This is a genomic window from Paenibacillus sp. FSL R10-2734 (assembly GCF_037963865.1).
Lineage (GTDB): Bacteria > Bacillota > Bacilli > Paenibacillales > Paenibacillaceae > Paenibacillus_AQ.
Genome location: NZ_CP150170.1, coordinates 2593007 through 2610978, shown reverse-complemented (window position 1 = coordinate 2610978; position 17972 = coordinate 2593007). Strand labels below are relative to the sequence as shown.

The 17972-nt window shown below is 39.1% G+C and carries 13 protein-coding genes; all 13 read right to left on the bottom strand.

All coding sequences use genetic code 11. The features are described from left to right. Positions 1-57 precede the first annotated feature (57 nt). Positions 58-1383, bottom strand: a complete 1326-nt coding sequence (locus NSS67_RS11290) for an extracellular solute-binding protein (RefSeq protein WP_339319616.1) — start codon at positions 1381-1383, stop codon at positions 58-60. A gap of 105 nt (positions 1384-1488) precedes the next feature. Next, positions 1489-2319, bottom strand: a complete 831-nt coding sequence (locus NSS67_RS11285) for a carbohydrate ABC transporter permease (protein WP_339319615.1) — start codon at positions 2317-2319, stop codon at positions 1489-1491. Between the two features lie 25 nt (positions 2320-2344). Continuing rightward, positions 2345-3277: a sugar ABC transporter permease gene (locus NSS67_RS11280; protein WP_339319614.1), complete on the bottom strand. Its 933-nt coding sequence runs from the start codon at positions 3275-3277 to the stop codon at positions 2345-2347. A gap of 228 nt (positions 3278-3505) precedes the next feature. After that, positions 3506-3895, bottom strand: coding sequence for a carboxymuconolactone decarboxylase family protein (locus tag NSS67_RS11275; protein ID WP_339319613.1), 390 nt, complete (start codon positions 3893-3895; stop codon positions 3506-3508). A gap of 2 nt (positions 3896-3897) precedes the next feature. Then, a complete protein-coding gene (locus NSS67_RS11270; RefSeq protein WP_339319612.1) occupies positions 3898-5526 on the bottom strand; it encodes a thiamine pyrophosphate-binding protein in 1629 nt (542 codons plus the stop codon). A 1-nt stretch (position 5527) separates the two neighbouring features. Beyond that, on the bottom strand, positions 5528-7816 hold the full coding sequence (locus NSS67_RS11265) for an EAL domain-containing protein (RefSeq protein WP_339320575.1): 2289 nt from the start codon (positions 7814-7816) through the stop codon (positions 5528-5530). 436 nt (positions 7817-8252) lie between these two features. After that, the gene (locus NSS67_RS11260; RefSeq protein ID WP_339319611.1) at positions 8253-8438 is read right to left on the bottom strand and encodes a hypothetical protein; all 186 of its coding nucleotides are present in this window, start codon (positions 8436-8438) and stop codon (positions 8253-8255) included. 273 nt (positions 8439-8711) lie between these two features. Continuing rightward, positions 8712-9485, bottom strand: a complete 774-nt coding sequence (locus tag NSS67_RS11255; RefSeq protein WP_339319610.1) for an ABC transporter permease — start codon at positions 9483-9485, stop codon at positions 8712-8714. Beyond that, positions 9457-10446, bottom strand: a complete 990-nt coding sequence (locus tag NSS67_RS11250) for an ABC transporter ATP-binding protein (RefSeq protein ID WP_339319609.1) — start codon at positions 10444-10446, stop codon at positions 9457-9459. Before NSS67_RS11250 ends, NSS67_RS11255 begins: the two co-directional genes overlap by 29 nt. 215 nt (positions 10447-10661) lie before the next feature. Then, entirely contained in the window at positions 10662-11768 is a 1107-nt protein-coding gene (locus NSS67_RS11245; protein ID WP_339319608.1) for an alpha/beta hydrolase, read from the bottom strand. A 57-nt stretch (positions 11769-11825) separates the two neighbouring features. Then, complete coding sequence (locus tag NSS67_RS11240) at positions 11826-13523, bottom strand: glycoside hydrolase family 3 N-terminal domain-containing protein (RefSeq protein ID WP_339319607.1); 1698 nt, start codon at positions 13521-13523, stop codon at positions 11826-11828. 41 nt (positions 13524-13564) lie between these two features. Beyond that, positions 13565-14917 carry an MFS transporter gene (locus NSS67_RS11235; RefSeq protein ID WP_339319606.1) on the bottom strand — a complete coding sequence of 451 codons (1353 nt, stop codon included), beginning with the start codon at positions 14915-14917 and terminating at the stop codon, positions 13565-13567. Positions 14918-15276: 359 nt separating this feature from the next. After that, positions 15277-17775, bottom strand: coding sequence for a helix-turn-helix domain-containing protein (locus tag NSS67_RS11230; protein ID WP_339319605.1), 2499 nt, complete (start codon positions 17773-17775; stop codon positions 15277-15279). Positions 17776-17972 lie beyond the last annotated feature (197 nt).

Sequence of the window (17972 nt, the reverse complement as noted above, 5' to 3'; positions counted from 1 at the left end):
ATCCCCTTAGTAACAACGAGCTAAGCCCACCACAAATGATGGGCTTAGCCGCTGGGCCTAATTATTTTTTTGTTCTTTGATCGCTATATCTACCTTCTCTTTCACTTCATTCAACACCTGATCAACCGTCTTCGAGCCGGTATAGTATTGGCTGACGAGATCGAGAAATGTTGATTCGTATTCTTGCGGTGCACCCAATATTGGCTTTTCTTCTACGTTGATCACATTAGGATCACCGCCGAACAAGTGGGTCACTTGCTCAAGTGTAATATCGTCATCCTTCAAAGCATTGGCTAAGTCTTCAAAATACTTGTCTTTATTTACCTTAGTATACATTGGAAGCGTACCCGTACTCAATGTGTAATCTGTAATATATTCTTTCGCAAGAATAAGCGCTTCTTTTGCATTCTTCGAGTTCTTCGGTATACCTAAAGAATCGATACTGGACCAGTTCATGTGCTTACCAGCCATTTCCGTTGGAACCGGCATTGGGGCGATACCCGCTTTCCAGTCACGTGGGAATTGATCCTTCTTCGTCGCCGCAAGTTGGGCATACCACTGTGCTCCTACAACCATTCCGTAATTCCCGTTCCAATAGGAAAGGAAATCCGTATTATTCTGGATAAACTCCGCAATCGGTATGGCTGCCTTCTTGACGTTCATGACATCATTCATCCATTCCAAGCTACGTTTAAATTCCGGGGCATTGATATTGACATTGCCATCCTCTGTATAGAACTTTCCGTTATTCAACTGGCTGCCGTAACCATAGAAATACATTCCCCAGTTGTTATAGAACATGCCATATACCTTTTCCTTGCCGCTCAGGTTCGTAAGCTTCTGTGCTACAACAGCCATCTCATCCCATGTCATCGGCACCTTTGCATCTGGGTAAGGCACTTTGGCATCATCGAATACTTTTTTGTTGTAATACAGCATCCAGTTGTTTTGTTGAATCGGGAAACGATAATATTTACCGTCTTTATCCGGCTTAAAGTCACCGAAATCTTTAGCCATATCGACATCAACTTCTTTGGCGACATCGTCAAGCGGCATTAGGAAGCCTTTATTAATAGCATCGAATTGTTCTACACCATTGCCCCAGATCAGATCGACTTGTTCACCACTAGCCAGCATAATATTGCGCTTGTTAATGTATTGCTCATGAGGTACAGAAATTGGATCGACCTTGATGTTCGGATATTTCGTTTGGAAACGTTCTAAGAACGCCTTGAATTCCGTGGAATCCATATACTCCGAAATATTTAAGAACTTAAGCGTTACTTCCTTGTCCGAACCACTATTGGTTCCTTTACTGCCACATGCAGAGAGTGCGAATAATAAAACAAATGCTGTTAAAATCAATACAGTCTTTTTAATCATTTTTTTAACCTCCCCTTATTTATCTTGGTCTTGCTTTCATTATGAACCGGAATCGGAATCTCTCAAATGTAATAAATGCTTTTCTATTTGTATAATTATACGGTCTTATCCTTTTAACCCTGAAGACATTATACTCGCGATAAATTGCTTCTGAAGGGCTAGGAACACGCCGAGCACCGGGATAATTGCTAAGCAGGCTAATGCCATTTGCATCGCGTACTGCTTACCGAATTGCGTCTGGAAGCTTTGAAGACCCATCGGAATTGTATACATCTCTTTGGAATGTAAGAAGATAAGCGGCTGATAATACTGATCCCAGATCATAAAAAAACTAAGGAGTCCCAGCGTTAACAACGGTGTTTTAGCTAGCGGAAGTGCAATTTTTATAAAGGAACGAAAAATACCAGATCCCTCAATATACGCTGCTTGGACTAATTCTTTCGGAAAGGTGAGGAAAAATTGTCGCATCAGAAAAATAGACAGAATGTCGACGATGTTCGGAATAATTAACGCCCAATGTGTATCTAACAAACCAATAAATCGAAAGAATATAAATTGAGGAAGCAATGTTAACTGATAGGGAATAAACATCGTCGTGAGAAACAAGAAAAATATGATTTCCGAATAACGGAACTTCAGATAGCCGAAAGCATATCCTGCCAAAGTTGATAGCAGAAGTCTGAACACCACGGAGATAACTACGACAAACAAGGAATTCCACATCCAGGTGGGAAATGCGGTTTCCGTCAAAATATGCTTGTAATTATCCAAGTTGATCTGATCCCAATGAATAAAAACAAACGGCCGTTCAAATACTTGGCTCTCATATTTGAAAGAAGTAGAAAACATCCACAATAGCGGCGTGATAAAGATAAGACCTATCAGCAAGTAAACAATAGAGCGAACTGTGTATCTTACTTTGTGACTTAATAACACTTTCAAAACCTCCCCCCGTGATGAATTATTGATAGAAAACCCACTTTTTCTGCGCAAACCAATTGATTAATATAAACACCAAAGTAAGTAAGAATAAGAACATGCCTACTGCCGAGGCGTAAGAGAAATTGTAATATTCGAACGCTGAACGATAAATATGGTAAGTCAGCGTGGTCGTGCTGAAGGCGGGTCCGCCTTTAGTCAGAAGCGCCATTTGATTGAAGGCTTGCAGACTTCCGATAATCGTAATTAATAACAGAAAAAATGAGGTTGGAGAAATAAGAGGAAACGTGATGTGCTTAAACCTTTTTAACCCATTAGCTCCATCAATAGAAGACGCCTCATAATAATCTTTCGACACGGACTGTAGAGCAGCCAAGAACAATATGCAATGATAGCCTACGTCTTTCCATGAGCCAATAATGGCTAGAATGGGAAGCGCCCAATCTACATCAACCATGTACTGGGGGGGATTATTTATTCCCAAACTCATGAGCAAGCTGTTCAACGGGCCTTCCGTCGGGTGAAGGAATACGTTCCATACGACAAGTGTTGCAACGTACGTAGTGATGTAGGGAATAATAAAGAAGGTTCTAACGATACCTCTTCCCCGCATTTTACTATTCAAGATGAGCGCCATTCCAAGACCCATCGCTAACGTTAGAGGAACATATATGACCATATAGACCAAGCTATTCCTGACGCTTTTCCAAAAGTCCGCGTCGTGGATCATTTTTTCATAGTAGGTAAATGACTTGAACTCGAACGAATTAGTCATCAAATCAACCTTGAAAATACTCAGCAAGAAAACACAAATCATGGGGATCAACACAAACAATAAAAAACCAATAAGTGCCGGAGTGGCAAACAATAAGCCAGCTCGCTGTTCTAATTTCTCCAATGAGTACGATCTTATTTTTTTCCTTTTGGGTTCGTTTTTCAATACGATCTCCATCATGCTTCCTCCTATATCCTTTGCTTCTTGTCATTATTATGACTTAATCAACGCTAGGTAAGGAATGAAACAATGACCGCACTTATTTGTAATATCGTCCGTTTCAGCTTACATGGAATAAGTCCTGATCCTTCGCATAAAAAAATCCCCCCAAATTGGGAGGATAAGAGGCGAGAATATCGTGCTCTTCTATTAGTTCAAATACTAGAAATGAAAGATGCATTAGTAGTCTTAAATTTCTTTGATACCTCTTTGCTCGAATACATTCATGACTTGTACCATAGCACTGCATGCTTTTGGAAAGCCAACATAACCGGCACAATGAATAACGAGTTCAACAATTTCTTTCGGACTCATCCCCACATTGAGCGCGGCATTAAGATGAAAACCCATTTGCTCAAAAGCTCCCTGTGTTATCAACGCTGTCAGCGTGATTGTTTCTCGTTGTTTATAATCCAATGCTTCTCTGGCATATAATTCTCCAAAACCAAATGAAACTAGCATATCTGCAAAATCTGGATAGAATTTATGTAATGATTCGATCGCTAGTAAACCTGGTGCTCCAACCATCTCATTTAGAACTTCCATTCCCTTGTTATAATGCTCTGAATCTCTACTCACATTTATCCTCTTCTCGTTGTTGGTGGAATTTCGAATGGATCAATCATAGCTTCAATAACAACCGTTGTATTTGCAAGTTTGGCCTTTTCTATCGCATCTTCCAGCTCCTTAGCATCGAAACATTTGAAAGAAAGAGCCCCCATGGATTCTGCAAACTTTTGAACATCTAACATCGTTGTATAAACAGTACCTACAGCTTTTCCTAAGTGCAATGTCATTCCCGTATCAACCATATCGAGTTTTCCATTATTGAAGACGATAAAAATGACATTAGCTCCGTAGTTTACAGCCGTAGAAATCTCTGTTCCATGCATAAACGTGCAGCCGTCCCCGGTTAAGCAAACAACCTTAGCTTTGGGATTTGCAAGCTTGGCTCCAATAGAATACCCTATCGCATGGCCCATTGTACCGAACACATCATCAAAATAAAAAGTGCCGGGGATCTTAACGTCGAAATATTTTATACCATAAAAAGTATGACTCCCATCATCGCCAAAAATGATCGTATCTTCATCTAATGTTGCGCTCATCACTTTAACAGCTTCGACTGCTGACATTGGAGATTTACTTTCCTGGGAGGGTTCCTTCATTTTATAATCATCCATATGAAAAGGCATTTTCGTTATTTCCTTGGAATGAAGTTGATTAAATAACGCATTTAGATTTGTTGCAATATCACCGATAATGGGTAATGTTTCTGCCTGAATCGTTTTACCTATAAATGTTTGGTCAATATCAAAATGGATGACGTTTTTCGGGAAATTACAAGGTTTTAGGCTGGCAACAGACATATCGGAAAGCTTCGTCCCAATGACGATCATCAAATCTAAACCAGATTCAATGTATGCGCTAGACTCCTCCGTCCCCCCAAGACCGAAAGCTCCCAATGACAAGTGGTGATTACTCTCAAATACGCCCTTACCTCCTGGCGTGGTGATGACTGGAATATTGAAAATCTCGGCTAACATTTTCACTTCCCGATATGCCCTGCTCGAATGAACACCTTTACCTAAGAAGATAACTTTTTTACCAGGACGGTTCATTAAATCCATACACTTATCTAAGTTTGGAGCAATAGGATAAATAACCTCCGGCAAGTCCATTTCAAATTCAGCTACACTTTCAGCTAAAACGTCGGCCGATATGGATAGATGAACGGGGCCTTTGACTCCTGAGTAGGCTTTTTCTATGGCATGCTGAAAATAAAACTTAAACGTATCCGCACTTTCCACTCTTGCGCTAAACTTTGTCACAGGTTCAAACATTTTAACGAGATCCGTTCCAAACACACTTGAGTCTTGGCCTAAAGCTTTACCTGAATCTTTGGTAGAAGGATGTCCGGTAATAAATAAAACAGGAAGATGATATGCTTTTGCTTGACCGGCAGATGTTAAAAGATTTGTACCACCTGGACCCGATGTTCCTATAGCTACGGCCAATGTATTATTCATTAGTGCATAACCAGCTGCTTCGTATCCAGCCCCCGACTCATGTTTGGACAATACGAAATGAATTCCGTTATTACTTAAATCTAGAATGAGTGAAGTGACTGGTTTGCCTGGAATGCCAAATACGTGGTTGATCCCCCACTTTTTGAAGTGATGTGCTAATATTTCTGATATTTTTTTCATTTTAACCATCCGTTTCGCTTGAGTAATTGAGCTTTATATCGTCATTTAGTTGATAAAACGACTTTTCAAAATCACTGACAGAAAGAGGTTTACTAAAAAAGTATCCTTGAATCGTATCGCATTTTTTCATTTGTAAAAAATTCAGTTGCTCTTTTGTTTCTACACCCTCTGCTACAACGTCTAAATTTAGATTGTGTGCCATCGAAATAATTGTGCTAACAATACTTGCATCATTTTTATCTAGCATGATATCTCTGACAAAGGATTTGTCGATCTTCAAAGAATGAATAGGGAACTTCTTCAAATAACTCAACGAGCTATAACCGGTACCAAAATCATCAATACTAATCCTTACTCCTAAAGTGTTTAGTTGACCTAAAACATTTATCGCACGATCAACGTCCATGGTCATCGTTTCCGTAATCTCTAACTCCAAAGAAGTAGGATCTATACCCGTTTCAATTAATGTGTTGGAAATGACTTCAACTAAGTTATCCTTTAAAAATTGCTGCGAAGAAAGGTTAACCGCTATTCTAAATATAGGAAACCCCTTTTCAACCCACCGCTTTCTTTGATCACATGCTTCACGTAAGACCCATTCACCAACTTGAGAGATTAATCCGATCTCCTCTAAAATGGGGATAAATACATCCGGCATCACAATTCCATATTCCGGACTATACCATCTAAGTAGCGCTTCTGCTCCTATGATTTTCTTATTCATCAAGTCAACTTGTGGTTGATAGTACACGATAAATTCTTTATTTTCTAGTGCCTTTCTTAATGAAACTTCCATAGATAGTTTATCTTTCTCATTAGAATTAGACCTCATATTTGAATTGAATAGGGTATAATTATTTCTTCCCTTTGATTTCGACTTATACATGGCATTATCTGCGCTTACCATAAAGGCTTCCGCATCAGTCCCATCATTAGGATAGATAGCTATACCGATACTCGCAGTTACATAGAAATTGGAATCACTAATCGTGAAGGGAGTTTCAAATAATTCTATAATTTTCTTGCCTGTATGAGTAACTTCATCTTGCCCATGAAGGTTATGAAATAGGAAAATGAATTCGTCTCCGCCCATTCTAAATACTTTTCCAGTATCACCCAAAAAGTTTAGTATTCTATCGGAAACCTGCTTTAGTAATATATCACCATTGGAATGTCCAAAAGCATCATTAATCGTTTTAAAATGATCTAAATCCAAGAACATAAGTACCAAATCAATATTTCTACCTGAAGTTAGAGATGAAGAAGTATGATAATTTAGTGTTTCTCGAAGCGAGCGTCTATTGGGTAATGATGTTAATTCATCATGATAGGCCAAATAGTTATGCCGTTCTTCATTTAAATAACGTTCTGTAATATCTCTAAGCTGAGAGTATGAACCAATAAAATTATTTGTCTCATCATAGAGGGGTTGAGCATCGAATAAACAAACTACTTTTTGATGATCTACCGTTTCTAAAATCATTTGCACATTATAAAAGCTCTGTTTATCTTGTATTACTTTCTTCATATGACTACTTACTAGACATTCTGGGTTTTGTTCACTTCGATCAACAATATTGGTATCTTTGTGAATATGGAATGTTTGGACTACAAAATCATTCACTGAATTAATGATGCCATCAGCATTTGTGATGATAATGCCATTTCTATTGGTATTAACCATAATCTGATTTAACATATCTAGCTTTCTATTCTGTTTCCTGAGTAAAAGCTCTCTCTCAATAGAGTCAACAACTGTAGATAACATCGTTAAAAAAAATGGATTATGCAATTCAGTTGCAGTCATAATACAGATACTTCCGAGTAAATCGTTGATATCTGTGTAATGAAAGGCCACTCCATAACACGCTGAGCCATGAAGGATCGTATGAAAATGATCTGAACCTACGATTTGAATCGGTTGTCTTTGTTGAAGAGATAAGCTCACGACATTCGTACCCATATCCTCTTGAGTAAATTGTGCGCCTACTTGTATACCTAATTGTTGAATTGTCATTCTTATAGTTTCATCACCAACCATATGCAGCAAATAGCCATCTTCGTCAGATGTAACAATGAGTACAGGTGTGCCGCTTAACGAGTCTAAAATCTTTTGTGAGAAAAAATTAACAACGGATAAAATTTCACTGTATGTGGTTCTTTTTTTTGACAATTCTTGTTCTGACATATAATGTTTCGGTTTTCTAATTTCATTCGGATCCATTCCTGCTTCGATACATTTACGCTTAGACTCAACAATATAGTCCTGTTCATGATCCGATTGGACCATTTTAATCACCGTCCATTAACTGTAGCTTTTATATTTATATTGATCAATTTCATAACTCATTGACATTGATTCATTCCTATTCATATTATTTTCCATTTAATTCTATCTTCTTTCATAAATATAATTCGACAAAAAAAGACATTACCCTGCAATAATAAGTGGTCAATTTTAGGCCCATCGTGCTCCTTGATATTGTAGTTAAGGTGGCCTCACTATTTTATACCCATGATGTTGGTGAAAGTATCGTTAAGCATGAATTGTAACTAGTGAGCTTCAGTCAAAAAAAGGGGGAAAGAGGCTAAAAGTGGTAGTGTGAAGGATGGCATAGAGGCCCAATTAGCTTGTTATGGGTGTTGAAGGCTATTGATCATCAGGAATAGAGGTAACATTGAGGATTAGGGATCGGCACAGTACACATCCATCTCGTGAAGCACTATTATTTTTTGATGTTTTTCATTTCTATTGTATAAGCAACAACTTGAATAATAAACGCAATGATAATTATAATAAACATTACTCCAACTACAGGCAATCTACTATTTAAATAGTTGATTCCCGATGTAACAATACATAGAATAGATAATAGTAGAGAAACTCTAAAAATTTTAATTTTTTTCTCCATAATCTTCATTACCTCCTATAAAATAAAGTTCCAAAACCCTTCCAGCATGACCTCCGTTTACTCTACTGTAAAAAACCTTTATTGGGGTATGATGGAAGTTGCTAATAGGCGTATTTTCATATTAATTCTCTTGTCTATTTTTCATAGAAATTCATTGAGCTTTTTTATGCTGGTAGCATCGCTAACGGCGAAACTAAAGGACACCCGATTGGGTGCCCTAATCATTAGTAATCTTCACTCATATACAACCTAACGGATAAACGATTTTGTACGCTAGTATTGCCCCAAAAGTCCTTTCTTCATGGCTATTTTCTCGCAGCGATCAAACACAAAGAGCCCTAAAATCAAATAAATCAACGAATTTAATATTAATACGCCATAGTCAGACAAAGGCAGCTCAGTTAACGTCAAATTCTCTAGCATCACTGTTCTTACCATATTTACTCCCTTGACGAAAGGAGCGAAAGCTAAAAACGGCGCTACAGTTATTGGAACAAATACAAGCCCCATTAAAACAAATTGAAAAATCTGTAAAAATGCTTGGATTTGCTTCACGATAATAGCTAAACCAGCAATCATAAAACTAACCCCTACCATACTTATCATAGTAACAATAATGATCGGGATCGTTGTCATGGGATTAAGACTCAACCACTGTCCCGAGGTAAGCATCGCACCAAACAGCAGGAGGATCATAATAACAGACTGTAAGCCCAATTGACTTACGATCCGCGTGAGCATGATTTTCCACACCCCCATGGGAGACATATATAGCTGTTCTAACGTTCCACGCGTCGCTTCTGTTATCACTGAATACCCAATAAAATTCATCGTCATCATCGTTAAGCTCCAAAAAACCACACTTACAATTGAATATTGTACATTCGTATCAAAGCTAGCTGGATCTCCTATGAACATAATTCCAAAAAATGCACCTAGAAATATAATATAAAAAGTGACTACTAACGCAATAGTGTTCGGTAGATAACGTTTCATCTCAATATATTCTTTTCGAAAATTAGCATTGAACAAATGGAGCCATTTCATGGGGCTTCCCTCCCTTCACAATCTGAATAAACACTTGTTCAAAATCAATGGTTATACGATCAATACTTTCCACCATGGTCCCTTCCTCTTTCAGAAGATCAAACAACTCGTAGATATCCTGACCATGCTCTAAATTCACTTCCACGATCGTTTCATGAGAGCTTGCTTTATAAGTACTTAATGGGAATATACTAAGCAGTTTATTCTCCTGTTTTAGGCTTAATTGCTCACCCAATTTAATGGAATACGCCCTTGTTTCAAATAACTTAAGTAAATTCTCCACCTTGTCATCAATCACAACTTCTCCTTTGTTAATGATAATGGCACGGTCACACAGCTCCTGAACGACGGGCATATCATGTGAGCTAATAATGATCGTGCGTTTTTCTTCTCTCACTATCGTTTTCAGAATATTTCGTAATTCATAACTAACCTCAACATCCAAACCGAGCGTTGGCTCATCCAGCAAAATGACATCCGTATTAGCTAATAGCGCTACAGCGATTGCCAGCTTTTGCTGCATCCCCCGAGATAGTCCATTGACCAGCTCATTCTCCTTTTCTTTAAGGCCGAATTGCTCTAATAATTTATCCGCTTGATCAGCAACCTGCTTCCGAGAGTAACCCCGATTACCTGCAAAATATTCTAAATTTTCCCGAACAGTAAGACGCCAATATAAATTTCGGTTCCCCTCTAATACAGCACTAATATGCTCTAACGCTTTGAGTCTCTTCTTGCAAATATCTAAGCCATTAATAGATATAGAACCCCCATCCGATTCTAACAAACCACAGAGCATCTTTATCGTTGATGTTTTTCCAGCGCCATTTGGCCCTAATAAACCCAGAACCTCACCACGATTCACATGAAAAGAAACATCACGAACGGCATGGATCTTCTCTTTCGTCTTTCTTTTCTCGTACACCTTGCTAATACCCCGTACTTCAATAATTTTATCCACCTAATAACCATCCTCTCCCGTACGATTAAAAAAAGTGATTCCATTGTTAAATTTATTTTATTTTAGTCCCTTGATTTAGATAACTGGCTTCAGATGGATACTTTCTCCGTCTGAGGAATGAGATTTGTCTATGGGTGTGTTTATACAAGTACGACGAAAAGACACATCTCAAGAGATGTGTCTTTTCGTCGTACTTGCTGGACATTCAAACGTTATTATCCAAAAACGCGTTTTATTCCTTTAGCTATTTCGTTCATACAATCCTCCGCTTGTGGGTAAATGCCGATTTTATCCATAAACGCGTGGTCCATTCCATTATAACGGATATACTGTGTATTAACGCCTGCACGTTGTAGTTTTCTTGCATAGGCTTCGCACTCCAGTGTTAAATAATCATACTGTGCGGTAATAATTAACGTGTCAGGCATAGCGCTTAAATCGTCTACTAATAAGGGAGAAGTATAAGCGCTTGTCGCTGGCACCTTGCCTTGTAAGTAAATATTGTCCAGCATAGCCGTCATATCAGCCATACCCATTAATAGTCCCTTGATCAGCTCATGATGAGTGTTAATCGTGTACTCTTCGATATTCCATTCGAAGTCATCCGTTGCTGCCCCAGCCATGTTCACCGTCGGATAAAGCAATGCTTGGAATTTAATCATACCTGTTCCTAGATCTCTATCCTTCATCGCGCATACCGTTGATAAGTTCCCACCTGCGCTATCGCCACATACTGCAATTTGATTCGGATTCACATTCAGTTCTGCTGCATGCTCATATACCCAGCGAACAGCATCGAAGCAATCGTTTAATCCTGCAGGGAACGGATGCTCAGGTGCAAGGCGGTAATCCACCGAAACAACAACTGCATTTGCTTTCTCAGCAATTGCTTTACAAGGATTCTCCACTACATCCAAGGTACCTCCCAGGAAACCACCACCATGGAAAAAGACAACCGCTGGAACATTCGAGCCTACCGCCGGAGAATAAATCCGAACTGGGATAGAGCCCTCTGAACCTTCAATATCTCTCGATTCTGTACGAATATCCGTTGTTGTTACATCTGTATTCGGCCAGCCCATCATTGCACGCATCCCCTGAACCATTGCCATTAAATCGAGCTCTCCCTCAGGTGGCTTGCCCATCGCAGCCATCTTTTCAGCACTTTCGATGGTTGTCTGCAAAACGCGAGCGTCCATTTCTCCCTCAGTATCTGAATCTGGAAGCTTTTTAATCATCATATCTAGACCTTTAACGTTCTTAACCTCTGTCCGTCTCTCTAGTTCCGCCAGCAGATTCCCATATACATTTTTATCCATCATATTCTTCATCTCCCCAGTTAAATTCTTAGGTGTTATCAATGATTAGTAATATATCAATTACAATTTACTCTCCCAATAGTTACAGAATGGATCAACTGGATTTACCCCTATGAAAGGTGAGCGTCCTAACAACTTCTCCACCAATGCTTCATATACATACTCACTTGAGGAGTACGTATTAATAAATGTTTTCACCTGTGGTACATCCTGTAGATGGTAAGGACTTGCTGTGGAAATGAACAAGGTAGGTAATTCTTGCAGGAACCACGGCATATCAGCACCCATAGGCGGTGCCCAGTTAATTCGCACGACGGTTTGATTACTCATCGTTACGATATTGGCACAATAAATAGCTAAATCATATTTATCCGTTAAGCTTTCAATAGAAGTCATCATCCAACTAAAGTCCAAATTTTCTCTATTAAAGATATCAACTACAAATCCCTCACGCTCTAGCTGCTCCACCAAAGTACGATAGGATACTTCACTGCTATAATTCCCAACCTCATCGCCTAGTGTGAAAAATAAAATACGCTTATGACGTTCTGGACTAATGGGTAGTAGAGACTGTGTATCTTTCACTAGTGTAATAGCTTGGTCTGCACACTTCTGTGCCCACTTCTCATGCTCTTCACATTTCATCACTGATAATGCATCCGGCCCTGGAACAAGCTTACCTTCTTGTTGCTTACGATGTAAGCCAAGAGAAGCTTTAAGTGCTAGAATACGTGTAACTGCTTCATCAACCCGCTCCATTGTCAAAATTCCATTCTCGATTCCTTGCTTCATATACTTATAATCTTCAGGCATGTTGCGATTAAAGAGAAACATATCACAACCTGCAGCAATCGATTTAGGAACTGCGATTTCACGTTTCATCGCCATCGTGAATCCTGCCATTACAGTTGCATCCGTCACGATCATCCCATTGAAACCTAACTTGTCACGCAGTAATCCATTCAACAATTCAGGTGACAGCGTTGCGGGCATTAATTCTTCATCACGAATGTCAGGTGAGAGTGCTTGTGAATAAGCTGGCAACATAATGTGACCAATCATCACCGTCATTGCCCCTTCATCGATCAATCCCTTATACACCATGCCATATGTGTGATCCCAATCCTCTACTGAAAGCGAATTGATTGAAATGTGTAAATGTTGATCCCTATCATCCACACCATCCCCAGGGAAATGCTTGATGGATGCAGCAACGCCATTCTCTTGCACTCCTTTAACATAAGCCTTGCCCATACGTAAGACCCTCTCAGGATCAGAGCCATAGGTACGTATATTTGTAATCGGATTTCTAAAATTCATATCGATGTCTACAACGGGTGCGAATGCCCAGTTGCAACCTACTGCTTTTCCTTCCCGTGCTGCAATCTGACCAAGGCGGTATCCCATCTCTTCGTTGTCTGTTGCTGCAACTTGCATTTGCTTACCAAAGTAGGTACCTTCAGAAGCGATCCCGTTACCTCCAGCTTCCAAATTCGCCGATACAAGCAAGGGGATTCGAGAATTGTTTTGCAGATAACGATGAGTGGCTTGAACACCTACACCCTCCCCAGGACGATACATAATACCACCTGGTTGATAGTTCTCTAGCATATCTTGTAATTCAGTTTGATTCTCACTCATCCCTAGGGGGCAGAATAGCTGCCCCACCTTAGCATCCAAATTCATCGAAGCTAGTGTGTTCTTAACCCACTGGATATCCTCATCTTGTAAGTAAAATGGCTTTGCCTTCAAATCCATTATGAAATCCCCTCCACTTTAGTAATTTATATAATTCTTATTTAGGCTCCAATCCCCGTTGTGCCTCTACGAGCTTTCAAGTCACTAATCATTTGGGGCTCATCTTTATCTAGCTTATAGAACAGGAATAATAGAATAACAATGGCATTCGCAATTAATGGTAACCATACAAAATTGAATTCAATTGCTAGCAAAGCCGATGGCGCTTGCGCTTGATTCGGGGCATATTTCCCTAACGCTAGAACCCAAGCTGCAATCGCACCCCCGAGCCCCATTCCGAACTTAGCACCAAAACTGCTTGCGGCAGATAGTAAGCCTGGTGCCCTTACGCCTGATTTCCATTCTCCATAATCAATCGTGTCAGCGATCATCGCGAACAGTAGACCAAATGCAAAGCCCCCACCAAAATTACTGATTATGACACCCGTTAATGCAAGCGGAACAGACATCATCTGTGCACCTAGATAGATAATGACTTGCCCCACAATACCAATGATCATCCCCGTAAAGACCACATTGCGTTTACCTAATTTCTTACTAAAATAAGGAACTAGTATAATCGCAAGCAACATTAGAACGTTAAGGCCATTAACAAGCGGAATTAAGTCTTCTCTACCTAGGTTATATTTAAAGTAATAAATAGTAGCAGGACCCTTTGCTGTAACTCCGATAAATACGAACAGTCCAGTAGCCAAAAGGATCCACCAAGGTGTGTTCCCTTTAATTGCCTTTACTCCTTCTTTAAAAGGGACTGGAGCATTGCCGTCAACTTGAACACGTTCCCTTACATTTTTAAATGTAATCAGGAAAAATACGACCGCTACACCAGCATAGATCATCATCGTTAACATAAAACCCTGTTTTTGATCGCCTTTTCCTAACGCATCAACAAGAGGTAGTGTCGCAATACTGACAAATATAGCTCCTACTTGCGCAAGAATCATACGAACCGATGACACTACCGTTCTTTCCTGTGAATCACTTGACATGCTTGGCAAAATCGAAGTAAGTGGCAAGTTAATCCCTGCGTATAAAATATTCAGTAGAATATAGGTAATATACGCGTAAGTCAATTTTCCTGTATCCCCGAAATCCGGCGACATGAACGCAAGAATTGCAATTGCCGCGAACGGAATCGATAACCAAAGGAACCAGGGTCTGGATTTCCCATATTTCGAAGTCGTGCGGTCAATCAAAACTCCAAATATCGGTCCGTCGAACGCATCAATAATTCTCGCTAAAAGGAATAAGGTTCCTACAGCTGCGACATTCAACCCATATACATCCGTATAGTAAAACATTAAATACAAGGTAACCGTCTGGAAAATAAGATTAGAAGCCGTATCTCCTAGACCATAACTAATTCTTTCTTTCCATGAAACTTGTTTATTCATACATATACCCCCTGTAAATATCATAGTAAGGAAGCTTTGCTGAACCGTAATGTAATCCCTTACATTTTTGATTATAGACAATTTACATCCATTCAACTTTCCGTTTCTTATTCAAAAGTAGACCAAATTTCATGATTTTTATCATCCGTAAATTAAGCGCTTTCAATAAAATCATAAAAAAGGGAAGTCCCAAAAGCCATGAAATGGCTGCTTGGATCAGCTCCTGTTGTTTTCGAGTGAAATACACGTAAGAATTAGTGGTCAAAAAACGCAAATCAGCGCTTCTCCTCTAACGGGAGAAGCGCTGATTTACTTACTTTTGTGTTTTTTTGGTACCTATTGAATTACATTTAAAAGCACTATGCATCATACACAGGCCATAGTTCATATAAACGAACTTCATGAGGATGTAATTCACATTTAATATCAAGCGAACTTTGGACATCAATCGTCTTCCTCACTTGATTGGGCACAGCTTTACGATTCAAATAGGCCACATCATCTGCATCAAGTGAACTTGGGGCACCCATCTCAAGCCATGTATCATAGGCGCTGCCATGATCCCGATTTATCGTAGTTTGACGAAGCTTGTATACACCACTTGGTATTCCTTGGATCGCAAAACTCATCTCTAAATTATTCGTGTCTTTGAAGACATGATATCGATTCAAGGCGTCAATGCCTAATGAATCAGACGTACCATACAATCGATCAAAATGACAATAATGGTAGACCATCAATTGATAGCCTTGCGACGATTTTGTAAGACAATATCCAGCGCCAAGCTCCATTAGGCGATCACCAAGCTTGCCTAACAACTCATAAGCATAATAACCTGGCTTTTGGATACCATTACTCGTTATTAAGCCCAATCCACCATGAAAGGGTTCCTCTGCTGGTGGCAGCTCCTCCAGTAAGTCCGTCAAGGACCAGTAAGCTAAGCTCTGCAATTCATCTAGATTCTCTAGTACATTCTTCACAATATAGGCTGCTTTATAACAGGTATCGTTCGTTAAATCACGATGAAATGGTGTTGAATTCCATTCCGTTACCTGAACATCAGGCAGTTGTGAGAGCCTTGCTTTCAGTTTATCTTTTAATAATTGAATCGTCTCATTCAAATAATTATCATTACTTAAATGTATCCAAGATATTGGTTTATCTATTAGTGGCTGCTCAATAGCTCGTACTGGATAACTGTGAAACGAAATAAAGTCGGGAATACAGTGATTTGTGATACAAAAATCTAAATACTGATCTAACCAAGGCTCTTGATATACCGTTTCTGAAAAAAGATCTGGACCCCCCATTTGGAATTTAGGGCAGCTCGCTTTAACCGCTTGATAAGTCTGAATATACATTTCGCCATAATCTTCGAACGTATCCGACCAAAAAACTTGCAAATCAGGTTCATTCCAGCAAGCAAAATACCAAATCTTCATCTCTTCTTCGCCATAACGGTTTTTGCAGAACAAGAGAAATTGCTCCACGAGCTTTCTCCACTTCCCTAGATCTTTGGGCTTGCTCAGATTACTCTTCTTATAGAAGAAAGAAAACTCACTACTCGCTAAATCTTTAGGCATGAACCCAAACTCAATATAAGGGCGAAGTCCAATGCTTCGTATGAAATCTATCAATTGTCCGACATAGAAGAAATTAAATATCGGATTCCCTTGTGCATCCTCACGATAGACCATCATCTCATCATCAAATATCCCATGAAACCTTATATGGCTAAACTGGATCTTTTCCTGAATCAACTTTAAATGCGATTGCACTTCACTCTGTAAAACTTCCTTCGCCTTGCTTATCGTACATATTTTTCGCCAATAAGGTTTAATCACCTTACTCTTACCGGAGAGCTGCACCCTAATTTCTTTTGTGACTACACCTTTATCAAGCGTCTTATCGGAGGTTGGCTGATCAGATGAAGGCAAATACTTGAACAAAGCCTCATACGCATTCTTACGATCAAAGTCCAAGTATGTCGCATAATCATTTGAAGGCAGGTTCTCATGCTCTTCATGCCTTTGTAAATCCTTACGGTATTGAATCGGTGTTGTTTTATAAACCTCCTTAAACACCTTGTGAAATGACTTTAAACTCGGAAAGCCATGGTCCATAGCTATTTGAGTAATGGAATGATCCGTGTAAGTAATATCTCTGACAGCATGCTTCAATCGAAGCTGATTGACATACTGACTAAAGGACTTCCCCATACTTTTCTGAAAAAAACTAGATAAATACGGAACCGATAAGTGTTCCTGCTCCGCAATATCGAGCAAGCTAAGTGATTTCATATAGTTGCCTTGGATGTAGTTCACAATGCTTAACATACGCTCTGTGTACTTGGACCCAATTCGACTACTCTTATCTTCGCTACTCTCTCTGAATTTCCAAAGCAGTACGTAAATTAGCTGAAATAGTAACGACTTTATTTTAAGCTCATAGCTATAATTTTCTTTGTTATATACCCACATCATTTCGGCTAATAAAGAGCGAATTTCATTAAATTTCTCTTGCTCTTCCTCTCCATATAGAAAGGATTTGCATAGGAACCTAACTTGATCAATATCTGCAAATTGGGTTTTAAGGAACGAAATAGGAATTTGCAAGGCAAGCAGCAAGTTATTCTCTTGGGATTGAATGGAATGAATTTCATTGCTGTTGATGATCAAGACATCCTCTTCTTGTAGGGTAAATCTTTTCTTTTCAATATAGACATCGACTTTCCCTTTGAGAACGAACAGTAACTCAATGCTGTCATGCCAGTGGTCCTCCACAAATTGCGCATTATGAAGAAATATATTAATTGGCAAATCATTGTTCATTTGAATGCTTTCATAAATGTAATCCAAAGCCACCGTTCTCCTCTTTTCATCCGTTTCTTATGAGACTATCTTTATTTAGCTTACGTCTATACGCAAGTTATATTATATGCAGAAATAATCCAAACCACAAAGAAACGCTAAATAGTATTAATACTCCGCAAATTCATTTTTATATACTAGCTTTTTTTAATTTGGATATATAAGTACATCTCACATTCAAACGA